Source organism: Caldicellulosiruptor sp. DIB 104C, from assembly GCF_028198085.1.
Taxonomy (GTDB): Bacteria; Bacillota; Thermoanaerobacteria; order Caldicellulosiruptorales; family Caldicellulosiruptoraceae; genus Caldicellulosiruptor; species Caldicellulosiruptor saccharolyticus.
This window is the reverse complement of the sequence record NZ_CP116337.1, coordinates 1,559,880-1,573,803: the sequence shown is the minus strand read 5'-3', so window position 1 is coordinate 1,573,803 and position 13,924 is coordinate 1,559,880. Positions and strand designations below refer to the sequence as shown.

Annotated in this window: 15 protein-coding genes; all 15 read left to right on the top strand. The window is 35.1% G+C overall.

The features are described 5' to 3' along the window. The first annotated feature begins 39 nt into the window (after positions 1-39). The 15 genes from PGC14_RS07925 (at position 40) to PGC14_RS07855 (ending at position 13,923) form a co-directional block, all read left to right on the top strand. Positions 40-243 (top strand): DUF2273 domain-containing protein, encoded by a 204-nt coding sequence (locus PGC14_RS07925; protein WP_011916619.1) that lies wholly within the window; start codon positions 40-42, stop codon positions 241-243. A gap of 39 nt (positions 244-282) precedes the next feature. After that, positions 283-3,483, top strand: coding sequence for a response regulator (locus PGC14_RS07920; RefSeq protein ID WP_271628606.1), 3,201 nt, complete (start codon positions 283-285; stop codon positions 3,481-3,483). A 27-nt stretch (positions 3,484-3,510) separates the two neighbouring features. Then, on the top strand, positions 3,511-5,223 hold the full coding sequence (locus tag PGC14_RS07915) for a GspE/PulE family protein (protein ID WP_271628605.1): 1,713 nt from the start codon (positions 3,511-3,513) through the stop codon (positions 5,221-5,223). Between the two features lie 54 nt (positions 5,224-5,277). After that, the gene (locus tag PGC14_RS07910; RefSeq protein WP_271628604.1) at positions 5,278-6,333 is read left to right on the top strand and encodes a type IV pilus twitching motility protein PilT; all 1,056 of its coding nucleotides are present in this window, start codon (positions 5,278-5,280) and stop codon (positions 6,331-6,333) included. Between the two features lie 70 nt (positions 6,334-6,403). Continuing rightward, positions 6,404-7,615, top strand: coding sequence for a type II secretion system F family protein (locus PGC14_RS07905; protein WP_271628603.1), 1,212 nt, complete (start codon positions 6,404-6,406; stop codon positions 7,613-7,615). A 37-nt stretch (positions 7,616-7,652) separates the two neighbouring features. Then, on the top strand, positions 7,653-8,069 hold the full coding sequence (locus PGC14_RS07900) for a type II secretion system protein (RefSeq protein ID WP_271628602.1): 417 nt from the start codon (positions 7,653-7,655) through the stop codon (positions 8,067-8,069). Positions 8,070-8,102: 33 nt separating this feature from the next. Then, positions 8,103-8,540 carry a prepilin-type N-terminal cleavage/methylation domain-containing protein gene (locus tag PGC14_RS07895; protein ID WP_271628601.1) on the top strand — a complete coding sequence of 146 codons (438 nt, stop codon included), beginning with the start codon at positions 8,103-8,105 and terminating at the stop codon, positions 8,538-8,540. A gap of 46 nt (positions 8,541-8,586) precedes the next feature. After that, positions 8,587-9,363 carry a prepilin peptidase gene (locus tag PGC14_RS07890; RefSeq protein ID WP_011916626.1) on the top strand — a complete coding sequence of 259 codons (777 nt, stop codon included), beginning with the start codon at positions 8,587-8,589 and terminating at the stop codon, positions 9,361-9,363. A gap of 7 nt (positions 9,364-9,370) precedes the next feature. Beyond that, positions 9,371-9,661, top strand: coding sequence for a late competence development ComFB family protein (locus PGC14_RS07885; RefSeq protein WP_271628600.1), 291 nt, complete (start codon positions 9,371-9,373; stop codon positions 9,659-9,661). Continuing rightward, the gene (locus PGC14_RS07880) at positions 9,651-10,205 is read left to right on the top strand and encodes a prepilin-type N-terminal cleavage/methylation domain-containing protein (protein WP_011916628.1); all 555 of its coding nucleotides are present in this window, start codon (positions 9,651-9,653) and stop codon (positions 10,203-10,205) included. The genes PGC14_RS07885 and PGC14_RS07880 overlap by 11 nt, the downstream gene beginning before the upstream one ends. Further along, positions 10,202-10,774, top strand: a complete 573-nt coding sequence (locus PGC14_RS07875; RefSeq protein WP_271628599.1) for a prepilin-type N-terminal cleavage/methylation domain-containing protein — start codon at positions 10,202-10,204, stop codon at positions 10,772-10,774. Before PGC14_RS07880 ends, PGC14_RS07875 begins: the two co-directional genes overlap by 4 nt. 56 nt (positions 10,775-10,830) lie before the next feature. Further along, the gene (gene pilM, locus PGC14_RS07870; RefSeq protein WP_011916630.1) at positions 10,831-11,793 is read left to right on the top strand and encodes a type IV pilus biogenesis protein PilM; all 963 of its coding nucleotides are present in this window, start codon (positions 10,831-10,833) and stop codon (positions 11,791-11,793) included. 40 nt (positions 11,794-11,833) lie between these two features. Then, on the top strand, positions 11,834-12,367 hold the full coding sequence (locus tag PGC14_RS07865) for a PilN domain-containing protein (RefSeq protein WP_271628598.1): 534 nt from the start codon (positions 11,834-11,836) through the stop codon (positions 12,365-12,367). A gap of 51 nt (positions 12,368-12,418) precedes the next feature. After that, complete coding sequence (locus PGC14_RS07860; RefSeq protein ID WP_271628597.1) at positions 12,419-13,063, top strand: hypothetical protein; 645 nt, start codon at positions 12,419-12,421, stop codon at positions 13,061-13,063. Positions 13,064-13,074: 11 nt separating this feature from the next. Beyond that, positions 13,075-13,923, top strand: a complete 849-nt coding sequence (locus PGC14_RS07855; protein ID WP_011916633.1) for a type II secretion system protein — start codon at positions 13,075-13,077, stop codon at positions 13,921-13,923. Position 13,924: the final 1 nt, after the last annotated feature.

Genomic DNA, 13,924 nt, shown 5'->3' with positions numbered 1-13,924 from the left:
CAAAAATATATGAAAAAATATTCGAGGGGGTATGGGTGATTGAATAAATTAGAAAAATTTATAAAAGAAAATGTGGGAATGTTGGTAGGCGGAGCTTTAGCTCTTATTTTGATTCTGTTTATTTTAGAAGTTGGAATAGTCAAAGCTATACTGATAACAGTAGTTGTCATTGTTGGAATAATATTAGGTAAAAAGTTTATAACGTATGATAAAATAAGAGAACTTCTGAAAGATAAGAATTGAAATAACCGAAAGTTCAAATAGAGGGGTAGGTGTATCAGGGTGAAAATCTTAATTGTGGATGATGCTGTTTTTATACGAAAGGTTTTAAGGGGAATATTACAAGAATTAGGAGAAGAAGTAGTAGGAGAAGCTTCAAGTGGAAACGAAGCTTTAAGGATGGTTAAGGAATACAAACCTGATGTAGTGACTTTAGATATTACTTTGCCGGATATGAGTGGATTAGAGCTCTTAAAAAAAATAAAAGAAACTTCATCCTCTACGCAGGTTGTAATGATTACAGCAATTAGTAATCATGAGGTTGTAAAAGAGGCAATGAAAGTTGGAGCAACAAATTATATCACCAAACCGTTTTCCCGGGAAAAAGTTGAAGAGGTTCTGAAAAAAGTAGAGAAAAATATTCAAGCATTGTCTCAGATTGAAAGAAATATGACAAACGAGGAAAGTATAGGTCAGAAAGAATTAAGTCAAGCGACAATTGAAACACCTGGTGTGGAGAATGAAAGCAAAAACGAGGAAGTTGCTAGAATTGATGAATTCGTAAAAGTTGAAGGTGAGGGAGGTAAAAGTAAAGTTGATACAACTGAAATTTCAGATGTTCCAGAATTGACCCAAGATCTCTCAGAAAAAAGAAATGAAACAAATAATCAGCAAGAAATCAGCGAAAAAGTTTCAGATTTGATAGAGACAAAGATGGGTGTGTCAGATGAGTTTCTTGAGGATGAAAAAGAAAAAGAAGGAAGTACTACAAGTGTTTTTTACGACGAAGACAAAGGTGAGGAGATAGACGTTGGTGGTATTGTGACTAATATTGAATTTGAGCAGAAAGGTGGGGAAGATATCCTTTCAATTTGTACAAACAAAGAAATAGCTTACAATGTGGGGAGAATGAAATTAGGGAATGGAGTAATAGTTACTATCGAGGAGTGCTTTGTAGCATCAAATGTCAAACATGAGTATACATTTGAGAATAGTCTTGTTGAGAAAGTAGAAGTAAAAGAAATAAATGGAAATGTATATATTATGGTTCTAACAAAAGCTAAAAAGTTTGATATTCGTGAAAGAGAAGGGAAGATATCAATAGTTCTCAGAAGAAGCAAGGGAGTTATTTCATACAATAAAAATAATAAATTCATAATGATAGATAATGTGGTGCCTTCCAGTATTCAAGTTGATGCTATCTCCGAGAAAGAATACACCATCAGGATTTCTACCAGTGACATAATATTTAATGAGGGAGAAACTAAAGTAGAGGATTTAATAGTAGACAGATATATAGTAGAAAAAAGTGAAAAGGGATATGATGTAAAAGTTATTTTATACAAAGAAGCAAGATATGAAATTATTGAAGGAAGAACATCGGTTGGAATAAAATTTGTGGAAGTAAATATTTTGAAAGATGTCTTAATACATCATTCTGACGAGGAAACGCTAATAGAACTTATAACAAACTCAAGTACTGTGCCTGTAGTATTGGAGCATGATACCGAGAACGGGGTTGCATATGCCTATTTGCATGGTTATATTGTGGCAAAAACGTTGCTTGAGAGAAACTTTGAATTCGAAGAGGAGTATCTTGAAAGTCTTAAAATAGTTGAAGATAGGGAAAAAGGCCAGTCGTATCTTGTCATCTGCTCACCAGTAAAAAGGATTTCGGTTGTAAAAGAAAAAGGCAGAACGTTTATTTCAATAAAACCTAACAAAGCTTTTGTGCTCTACAATTTGTTCCAGGAATGCATTGTATTTCAAAATATACTTCCTGAGGAGATTGAAATTAACCATAACCAAATTCAAAACACGATTGAGTTTCATGTCAATAACAAATATGTAAATTTATTGAAAGACCCTATTTTAAACAGTGAGCAATTTGAAGCCTTTAGTTCTATTGAAATAGAAAGATTAGGAAAGGGATATAGCGGAACAATTGTTCTTAAAAATAAGAGTAAAATCGAGGTTGCACTGTCAAAAGATAGGACGTCAACAAACCTATTTATAATACCATATAGAAAGTTGAATAAAATCAAAGCATTTGAATATGAAGAAAATGGTCCAAAAGCATTTTTAACTCTCAAGGGTGAGGGAGAAATAAAGTATTTAGCAGAAAAAGACAAAGAAAAGGGTGCTGTTACTATTAAAGTTTTAACTGCTTCTTTATGTAATATCGAGCAACCAATAGTTGAATTCAGAGAAGGCTGTATTGAACGGGTAGAGTTCTATGAGCAAGAGGAAGATGTGATAATAAATATTTATAGCAAAGTGGAAGACTTTAATGTAAGATTAGAGAATTCAAACATAATTGTTGAGTTTGAAGCACAAGTTGTAACAGTTAATCCAGTTATTGAAGACGATATGGTAGTATTTGAACTGTCCCGGATAGATTACGATGATGTGGAAGTTATAAAAGACGATGAAAATAATATGTTAATCGTAAAAATAAGAAGAAGGGATATATACATTGAAAAAGGAATCAAATATTTGCAAAGCAAGGTTGTCAAAAGATATCAGGTAGCTCAGGAAAATGGTTATAAACTGTTGATTGATACTGCTGACCAAGTCAGATACTCTGTAGAAAAGAAAGAAGATAAAATATTTTTGACAGTTGAAAAATGCCCTGTTCTTGAAAAGGTTGAAGTTAAAGAAGTTAACGAAGAGCTGGTGCATGTTGAGTTTCATTTCAACAGAGGTGGAATTAAACCACAGAAGGTTGAAAAAGAAGATGGAAAGCTTAATGTCTTGTTAGGAGAGGTATTAACTAAAGAAAAAGATATTGTGTGGAATACCAAATCAAGGAAAGTTGTTAAAAGTATAGATTATATAAGCAGCGAAAAAGTACTTATTTTGTCCATAGAGCATGCTTATGCATTTTGGCAAGTAGTAGTAGAGAACAATGTTATAAAACTTATTTTTGAAGTGAAACATTGTGAAATCTTGGTTGGGGATGAATATATCAAGATACAAAATGTTGAAAGCAATAAAGTGCAAATCTTGAAATTTGAAGATAATGGTTTGCTAATTGCTATAATTCCACAAAGCGCAGCTTTTGTAACTTCTAATTCTCTCAAGCTAACTTCAAATAATGTTTTGTATTCTGCAATTGAGCAAGATATAAATCAAACAGAATGGAAAGTTTACGTGTTATATAAACCAAACATAATATTTGAGTCAGAAATTGACAATAATGACGTAATGATAAAAATAACTGCGAAAAGAAACAATTTTGCTGAGAGTGAATTAGGAACATAAAAATAAGGGAAAAGAGGGGAGATTATTTTGCCAAGAGAAAGAAAGAGAATTGGAGATGTTTTAGTAGAGGCAAAGATAATTACACCTCAGCAACTGGAAGAAGCACTTAAAATTCAAAAGCAGACCAATAAAAAATTGGGCGAGATACTGGTTGAGAAAGGCTATATAACAGAAGATGAGCTAATAGAGATTTTAGAATTTCAGTTAGGGATACCTCACATAAAGTTAGATGTATATCCAATTGACCCTAAGGCAGTTGAAACAATTTCTGAGTCAATTGCACGAAGACATACCGTTTTGCCGGTAAGTTTTGCTGAAGATGGAAGCCTGATTGTGGCAATGGCCGACCCTCTTAATATATTTGCAATGGAGGATATTGAGATTTATTCAGGCAAAAGAGTACGACCACGAATCGCCAAGGCATCCGATATTAAACGTGCGATCGAAAGGTTCTATGGTAAGCAAGAAGCTTTAAAAGCAGCTGAAGAGTTGCAAAAAGAGACTGCAGAGAAGGACAGCCAAGCCAAAAGAGCTACTTTAACACCGCGATTCCAGCTTGGTTTGGAAGACGGAACAGAAGGACCTATTGTAAGACTTGTCAATTCGATTTTTGAACAAGCTATTACATCGCGTGCAAGCGACATTCACATTGAACCGTTTGAGAACGAGATAAAAGTCAGATACAGAATAGATGGTGTATTGTATGATGTCTTGAAGTTAGATATTGGGATATTGCCATCACTATTGGCAAGAATTAAGATTGTAGGTAATATGGACATTGCAGAAAAGAGGATACCACAGGATGGGCGAACAACTTACATTTTTTCGGATAAAATATATGACATGAGAATCTCCTCTTTACCATGTGTTTATGGTGAAAAGATTGTTGTGCGTGTGATAGACAAAAGTGCATTTGTGCGTTCCAAAACTGAGCTTGGCTTGACTGAAGAGGACGAAGAGAAATATAACAAGCTGATTGCTGCGCCACATGGAATAATCTTGGTCTGTGGTCCCACCGGTAGTGGTAAGTCTACTACGCTTTATACTATTTTAAACGAACTTAACACTGGAACGCGCAACATAATAACCGTTGAGGATCCTGTTGAAAGTACTATAGAAGGTATTAATCAAGTTGAGGTCAATACCAAAGCAGGGCTAACATTTGCAGCGGCGCTGAGATCAATCTTGCGACAGGACCCGGATATAATTATGATTGGTGAGATCCGAGACAGAGAGACAGCTGACATGGCAATCAGGGCTGCTATTACAGGGCATTTAGTGTTGTCAACCATTCATACAAATGATGCAGCAAGTGCAATTACAAGGTTGGTTGACATGGGGATAGAAAACTTTTTGATAAGCTCGTCGTTGGTAGGGGTAATATCACAGAGATTGGTAAGAAAACTGTGTCCATACTGTAAAGAGCCTTATGAGCCATCAGAGGAAGAAAAAATTCTTCTTGACATAAAGCAAGATGAGAATGTAAAATTATACAGAAAGAGAGGATGTCATATATGTGATAAAAAAGGTTACTATGGTAGAACAGGTGTATATGAAATTCTGATTGTGACAAAAGAGTTGAGAAAACTTATAAACAAAAAAGATGTCAGCAGTGAGGAGATAAAGGAACTTGCTGTCAAACAGGGGATGAAGACACTGCGACAAGCTTGCAAAGAGAGAGTTTTGAATGGAATTACATCAGTTGAAGAATATCTTAAGATTACTTATGCCTTAGAATAGTACTGTAAAGTAATAACAAGAGGGGAGCTTAGGGGAAGGAGGAAGCAAATACTTATGGATATTAATTCAATTCTCAAAGAAGCATTTCTCAAGGAGGCATCAGATATACATATTACACCAGGTGTTCCTCCAATTTATCGAATTCACGGTAGATTGGTACGGACAGACGATTCAATTTTGACGCCTGAAATGGTAGAGGAGTTTGTGCGACAGATCACCAACGAAAACCAGTTTAAAATTCTTGAGCAGAAAGGTGAGATAGACTTTTCTTACGGCATAAAAGGCGTAAGCAGGTTCAGAGTAAATGTTTATAAACAAAGAGGTTCATATTCTATAGCTTTTAGAATAATTCCAGTAAATATACCACCATTTGAGACACTTGGCCTTCCACCGGTATTGAAGGAATTTACAAAATTGAACAAAGGACTTGTTTTAGTTACAGGTCCAACTGGTTCAGGAAAATCCACAACTCTGGCATCATTGATTGATATAATCAATAAAGAAAGAGATGTACATATAATAACCTTGGAGGATCCAATAGAGTATTTGCATAGGCACAACAAGAGTATTATCAATCAAAGAGAGATAGGGAGTGACACACTCAGCTTTGCAGATGCGCTGAGGGCGGCTTTGAGAGAAGATCCTGATGTAATCCTGGTTGGTGAGATGAGGGATTTGGAGACAATTGCGATAGCTTTAACAGCTGCTGAAACAGGACACCTGGTGTTTTCCACACTTCACACAATTGGAGCGGCAAAGACAATAGACCGTATAATTGACGTTTTTCCACCGCATCAGCAACAACAGATAAGAATTCAGCTATCAACAGTTTTACAGGGAGTTGTTTCTCAGCAACTTTTGACCCGTCGAGATGGTAAAGGTAGAGTTGTTGCGACAGAGGTAATGATAGTAAATCCGGCCATAAGAAACCTCATTAGGGAGGCTAAAACATATCAGATTCAATCAATTATTCAAACGCATCAGCGACAGGGCATGATAACAATGGAGCAGTCACTCATAGACTTGTACAAACGAGGGCTTATCACCCGTGAAGATGCGTTCAACTATGCTACTGACTTTGATTTTATGCAAAGACTGCTCAGTGCATAAGCTTTTCAAATGCTTTTTAGGTTTGGTGGTGTGACGAATAAATTTGGGATGTTAAGGAGAGTAGTGGGGTATGCCGGAGTTTGTTTACAAAGCAGTAGATAGCAGTGGTAAAAATGTTGAGGGGACAATATTGGCAGATACAATTGAGCTTGCAGCAGAAAGTCTTAAGAGACGTCAGCTATATATAATAGACTTGCGAGAAAAAGGAGTATGGCAAAAAGATATTTCAGTTCAGTTGCGAAAAAAGATACCTATAAAAGACTTAGCAGTGTTTTGTCGCCAGTTTGCAACAATGCTTATGGCGGGTATACCAATGGTAAGTGCGTTAGATGTCATTGCTGAGCAGTTCAAAGGCAGATATTTCGGAAAGGTATTAGAGGATATACATAAGAAAGTGCAAAGTGGGTCAATGTTGTCGAGAGCTTTGGCAGAAAAAGCTGAATGTTTTCCACCAATTTTGATAAACATGATTGAAGCTGGTGAGATGTCAGGTTCTGTTGATCAGGCACTTGATAGGATGGCTACCCACTTTGAAAAGGAGTTAAAATTACGCCAGAAAATTATAAATGCCTTGATATATCCGGCAATTGTTATTCTTGTTGCAATAGGTGTATTGATAATAATGCTCACATTTGTTGTACCAACTTTTGTAGGGATTTTTAGCGAGCTTAATGTTGAGCTGCCTGCAACCACAAAGTTCATAATCTCCAGCTCCAATTTTATGAGAAACAATTTTATTTTAATAATTATAGTATGCATTTTATTTGTGGTAGCTTACAAGGTAATTAGAAAAACCGACAAAGGTGGATTTTATATAGATAAGTTCAAACTTCAAATTCCAGTCATAGGTAAGATTATCCTTGGACAAATTGTAACAAGGTTTACAAGAACACTTGGCACGATGACAGCAGCTGGTGTTAGTATAGTGATAGCTCTTGAGACCACAAAAAATGTCATGACAAATGTATTTGTGGAGAAGAAGTTTGAAGAGGTTATCGACAGGGTGCAGAAGGGAGAGGGTTTGAGCTACCCTATTGCTGATGTGGGGATTTTCCCAAGGCTTATTGAAATTATGATAAGAACTGGTGAAGAAAGTGGTAATTTGGAATATATGCTTAATAAGGCAGCGGATTATTATGAGAATGAAGTTGAAAATCAGGTAACAAGGCTAACATCAATATTTGAACCTATAATGATTGTGTTGCTTGCTATCATGGTAGGTTTTTTACTGGCATCAATAATCTTGCCGATATTCAAATTGTATGGAAGCGTTGGTGCGTAAAAAACTCAAAGATGTATAAAAGGTGGGGAAAATTAAATTGAAAAGAAAAGGATTTACCTTAATTGAGCTGGTGGTAGTGGTTGCTATCCTGGGTGTGATTATTGCTATAGCTGTTCCCCAGGTTTTAAAGAATATAAATAAGGCAAGAAAGTCAGCTGATATACAAAATGCAAGGCATATTGCATATGCGTTTTACCTTTTCGAGGAAGATAGCGGGAAAAGTTTAAATGTGCTTATACCTGATAACAATTTTCACAAAATTGACTCAGATGTTGTAAGTTTAAGTCCTCCATATAGTTTAAAGCTTAGCGATTATATTTCAGGAGGCTTGCCAAAGCCAGTTTACCGACGTTCCTGCTATTTCTACTATAAACTTGATACTGTACTAAAAGTTTATAGTGGTGATGGAACAAACTTTTATGAGCTTTTTCCAAATGTTGATCCTGGTTACTAAAAATTTAAAAAACAAGAGGGGGCGATTTGAAAGATGATGGCTTGGCTTGTAAAACAGGTTAACAGCAAGCACAAAGGTTTTACATTAATTGAGATGGTTATAGTTGTTGCGATAATTGCTATCTTGATTGCAATTGCGGTACCTCAAGTATTAAAACAGATAAACAAGTCAAAAATTGAGGCTGATAAGGCAAATGCAAAGAATATTGCTACAGCTATTCAGCAGTGGGTTTCAGAGGGAAATGTGTTGAATGGTACAGCTGACTGGCAAAAAATACAAGATAAAGACCCTGTTAACACTGGTAACGGTATTCAAGATTACTTAGGTAGTGGACTTCCAAAGACAAAGTTGAGAAATGGAGATTTTTATTATCAATATGATGCAACAAATCAAGTATTGAAGATAGGTGCTCAAGATTCTAATGGTACTGTTCGTGAGCTCTATCCGTCTCCAGATCCAGACTACAAATAATAATTGTTTTGTACTCTTAATTTAATTTTGAAGGAGTATACTAAAGATGTTAGAGGCAATAGTGGGAACGTTGGGATTGGTTATTGGCAGCTTCCTGAATGTATGCATATACAGAATACCTCGAGGGGAATCAATTATATTCCCCTCGAGTCATTGTCCAAATTGTGGAAAAAGGATAAGATGGTTTGATTTAATCCCTGTCTTAAGCTTTATTATCCTGAAAGGGAAGTGCAGGTATTGCAAAAGTCCAATTTCACCTTTATACCCTGTGGTTGAGATGGTATGCTGTTTTCTTGCAATAGCAAGCATAAAAGTGTTCGGAATGAGCATTTCAGCTTTTTTATTATTTGTTATAGGGTGTGTATTATTATACATTTCAGTTGTAGATTTCAAAACATACGAAATGAGCGTAGGAAATCTCCTGTTGCTTGCTATTTTAAAGCTTGCTTTTGAAGTAAGCATAAAAGGTATTGCAAAGACCACAATTATATATATACTGCTTGGACCAATTTTAAATACTTTTCTTGTGGGGCTTATATACATTATTTCCAGAGGCATTGCTATGGGGTTAGGGGATGTTTTACTTTTGATGGCAGGTGGTATAGGGTTTTCGGTAAGACAGGCAATTGTGTGCAATTTCGTGGCATTTTTTGTAGCGTTTTTATATGTTTTAGGTTTGAAGTTTGTTCAAAGCATTTTAAAGGGAAACGAGAAAAAGAGGGAGATTCCGTTTGGTCCATTCATATCAATTGGCATATTTGTATCAACAGTAGCAGGCGAAAGGATTGCTGATCTTTACTATCAGCTAATAATAGTGAGGTAGGTATTTGATGTATGTTGTAAAAAATCTGATGGAAGAACTTGTTCAAAAATACTATGAGAAAATAATTGATGAATTGGACGTTTGCAAATGCGAAAAATGCAAAGCCGATGTAATGGCATTGGCTCTGAATAGACTTCCACCTCGATATTGCGTGACAGAAGAAGGTAAGATGTATGTTAAATTAAAAGAGTTAGAAATTCAGTTTGAGATTGACATAATTGCTGCGCTGGCAGCAGCGGCGTATATAGTCAAAAATAATATGAGGCATGAAGAAAGGGATTGTAAGAATGAAATGTAAGGGATTTTCCCTGAGCGAAATGATAATTGTCATTGTGATAATTGCAATATTGTTAGCAATTGGAATACCGGCTTATCTGGCATCTGTTCGCCGGGCAGAGGTCAAAAACGTTGCCAATGGGCTTGCTGATATGCTGTCAATGCTCTACGAGTATGAAGACAAAGAAGTAGTATTTGATAAATACTTTGTCAAAATCAATAACTATATTGTGCCAGATCCGGTAACAGGTGAGACGTATTTGCAGATCCAGCTTGTAAAATATGAAAGAGGAACGGAAAAGGTATTAAAGGAACTAAAAAGCAAGAGCGCTGAGTTAGACTCTGACGTGATAGTTACAGGATCGGGACCAGTTGCGACCTATATATATTATGACAATAAAGGAATATTGTGGCGTTTTTCAGGTTCACCGGGTGTGAGGAGCAATGAAAGTTATTTTCCAAATGCAAATAAGGAGTTTGTTGTGAGAATAAGAGGGGTAACAGGCGGTTATCAAAAAAAGGTTATTGTCAGGGTAATGCCACCAGGGAGTGTTGAAGTTAAATGAGATGTAATTTGAAAATAAAAAGTGATTTTAAATTAAAAGGTTTGACGCTTGTTGAGCTGATAGTAGTTGTTGCAATTGTAGCAATAATCCTTGGCGCAATTTATTCCTTTTTTATTCAGAACTTCAAAGTTGCACAGGAGAACATTAACATAGCCAGGATTGAGGGTGAAGCAAAAAGATTAAACGATCAGGTAAAGCAGTGGCTGTCTATGTCTGACCAGGCCAGTATTCAGTATTCGGTTGCTGGCACAACAAAAGAAATAACAATGGATGTATATCAAAGCGACTTGCCAGCACCAACTGCCCGACCTGATTTTAGAATAAAGCTTGTGTATGATAGCGGTTCTAAGAAAATTAGTATTGAGAAGATATTTCTGGCATCTTCAAGTAGTCCCACTGTCCCATCACCTATAGCCTTCACCTTTTTAGATGGGCTGGTTACCAGATTTGATTGTATTTTTGTTCCGGGTTCAAAGATAGTAATTGAATATGAGGTTGTTATAAACAAGCGTGGTTCTAACCAAATAACAAGAGTATACAAAATAGAACATGTTTTTCGCACCTTTTAATGTAACGAAAGAATATACAGGTAGAAACTTTTTGAAATTTATTCGAGGTGAATCTGATGAGTGAAAAAGTAGTTGTGGAGATAGGAAAAAACTATGTAAGAGTGGCCGAAGGTAAGTTTCAAAATAGCAGCATAGAAATCAATAGATTTTTTGAAAAAAATCTCGATGATAACATAATCAAAGAGGATATTAAGGTTGACGATGTTCTTTTGCAGATAGAGCTTAGAAGCCTTTTCAATCAAAATAAGGTTGGCAAGAAAAATGTTAATGTTATATTTTCAGGGATTTCAAACATTTTGATAAGAGAATTAGAAATGCCTTACGTTGCCGATGATAAAATATACAACATGATACGCCATGAGGCAAGACAATATTTCCCAATAAACATAGATAGTTATGTACTTGATTATAAGCAACTTAAAATATTTGACGAAGGGAAGATTAAAAAGCAAAAGATACTTATTGTTGGTGTACATAGATTTTTAATAGAAGGTGTAATAAATGCCTTTAAAAATGCAGGAATAAAAATATCTAAGATTGATATTGAGCCAAATTCAATTGTTAAACTGTTCAAAAACGAAAGAAAGCTGAACAAACAAGAAGATGATAACTCATACATGATAGTGAATATCACCCGAAATGGAGTTTCTACTTCTGTTGTTGCGAACAATGAACTTTGTGCCACAAAGTTATTTTCGCTTGTTCAGCTTGAAGAGATGTTTAAAGAAAATTCTGAGCAATCTTATGATTATGAATTTAGCTTAATTGAAGATCTTATTTCTGAAAGCGTAATTAAGTTTTATGACTTTGTACGAACAAGGGAAGAACCTATAACAAACATAAAGAAAATATACTTAACGGGAGAGGTATGTCAACATATTGATATTAGTGGTCTTTTGAGAAGAAGATTGAATATGGATGTAGAACTTGTGAGCGATTTTAAGTCTGTCAGAAAGATTGAATCACAGGAAAAAAGTGTGATGTTTGCATATGCAACAGCTTTCAGTGGGTTGATTTAGAAGACACAGTGATATTGGAGGGCAAAGGAGGCAGAAGGTAGTGCCAGTTTTAAAGGATATAAATTTGTTAGAGGCATACAGTAAGCAATATAGAGTGAGGGAAGAGAAGGCAAGCGGTGCATTAATAATTGCTCTGATATCAGTAATTGGTGTGTGTATATTGGTATCTGTACTTATGTTTGTTCAGATAATTTCCTATTCCATGAAAATCAGCAGTACTACGACAGAAATAAACTCGAAGAGAATAATTGTGAACAAGATACAGAAAGATTTAAAGATAAAAGAGGCATATGATATAAAAATTGGGTTTGTTAATCAAAAGAAAAATGAAAACCGAAAGTTAAAGGAATTGCTTACTACTCTTGAGAAACTAACTCCCAAAAATCTGACATTTGAGATGCTGCAGATAGAAAATAACAAACTTAATTGCAGAGTGGCAAGCAAGAATGTTGAGAGTGTGGTTCAGTTTGTTTACAGCCTATCTAATGATCCACACTTTTCAAATGTAGTATTTAATGGTGCAAATGATGTGGAAGGTATCAAAAAAGCTGATGTGAGTGCTGATATAAGATAAGAAGTTTTAAGAATTTTAAGATCAGTTTAATGAAGGTGGGGAAAGGTAGCAATGGGTTATAAACTGAGCAGTAGAGAAAAAAATTTACTGATTATTGGGTTAATAGTGATAATTGGAGTGGTTTTTTATTCATTTGTATATAGTAACTTGTCTCAAAGATTAGAGAATTTAAAAACACAGTATGAAACCCTTACTGCAGAGCTTTCAAGGTTAGATATGATAATAAGCAATTATAACGCACACAAGGCAGAAATTGAAAATGCGAAAAAAGAGTATGCTAAATTAAAAGATATTATTCCGCCAAATCAGAATGCTTTGTTTTGTGTTGTAGATTTAAAAAGACTCTTAGAAACAGTGAAGATTAGTACTTCTTCATATATGTTTGAGCCTTCCCAGAAAATTGAGCTTGGAAATACAAAAAATTTGGGTGACCAGTTTTATCCATATTATCTATCATCACGCCAAACCTGGAATTGTGAATATGAAAAAATACACACAATTCTTGATAAACAACCGAATTTTGCGCCTTTATTTACAATTGATTCGCTGAACATGACAAAAGCAGAAAACAAGTTAACGGTAAATGCAGTGATAAAATTTTATGGATTTAACGACCCGCAAAGTCCAGCGCGTGAGTTTGTTTTGAATAAGACAATTAAGAGCAGTCCAAGTGGAAAAAATAATTTATTTAAATAAGGTGAGCTCACATGAAGGTAAAGGGTTTTTCGTTAATAGAGGCTATAGTTGCTGTTGCTATATTTGCTATAATATTGATTCCAATTGGTATTGCATTTAACCAGTCGATAAGGGTAACCTCAAAGTCAAAAGAGAATATGGATATTGCACAGGTTTTGAACAAAGCAATGGAAAAAATGTATGCTGATATGGGAAATGATGATAGTCATTTTGCGGATGTAGTATATTCATTACCAGACTATAGTGGTAGTGAACTTGAATTTGGCAATGACAAATATAAAGTAAAATATACTGTAAAAAGGATTGATTGTGATTTCGATTTAATACTTGTAGCTGATGCTTCAAATACAATGTCAGTATACCAAAAAGTGTACGATGCAACTTATGGTGGTGTGAAATATGACCTTAGTTTATCTATTCCTCCAAGTTTAAGTGGAGTGGTAAATATAGAAGTTTATAAGGAAATAAGCGGAATAGACCGAGCTGAGTATAGATTTAATAATATACCATTAATAGTTACTAATCCCAATTTTAAAATTTACTTTATTGAAAATACTTCTACTGTAAATTGTAATATTGATGGTGTCTTTGAAATGAACGGGGGAATTCGTACATCAAATTACACTACTCAACTATTAGAAGTATGGTCTAAAAGCTTTACAGTAGGTTCTGCGGCATCTCCTACACCAAGTCCGACAGCAAGTCCAGCTGGTAATTTTACCACACAAAGGTCCACAGTGAAATTTATTTCGTACACCAATTCAAAATTTTACCATCAGCTTTTTGAGGTAACCATGGAAATTTGGAACGAACAAAAGAATAGAAAAGTGAGGGAGTACAAATTTATTGTGAGGGGGTAAA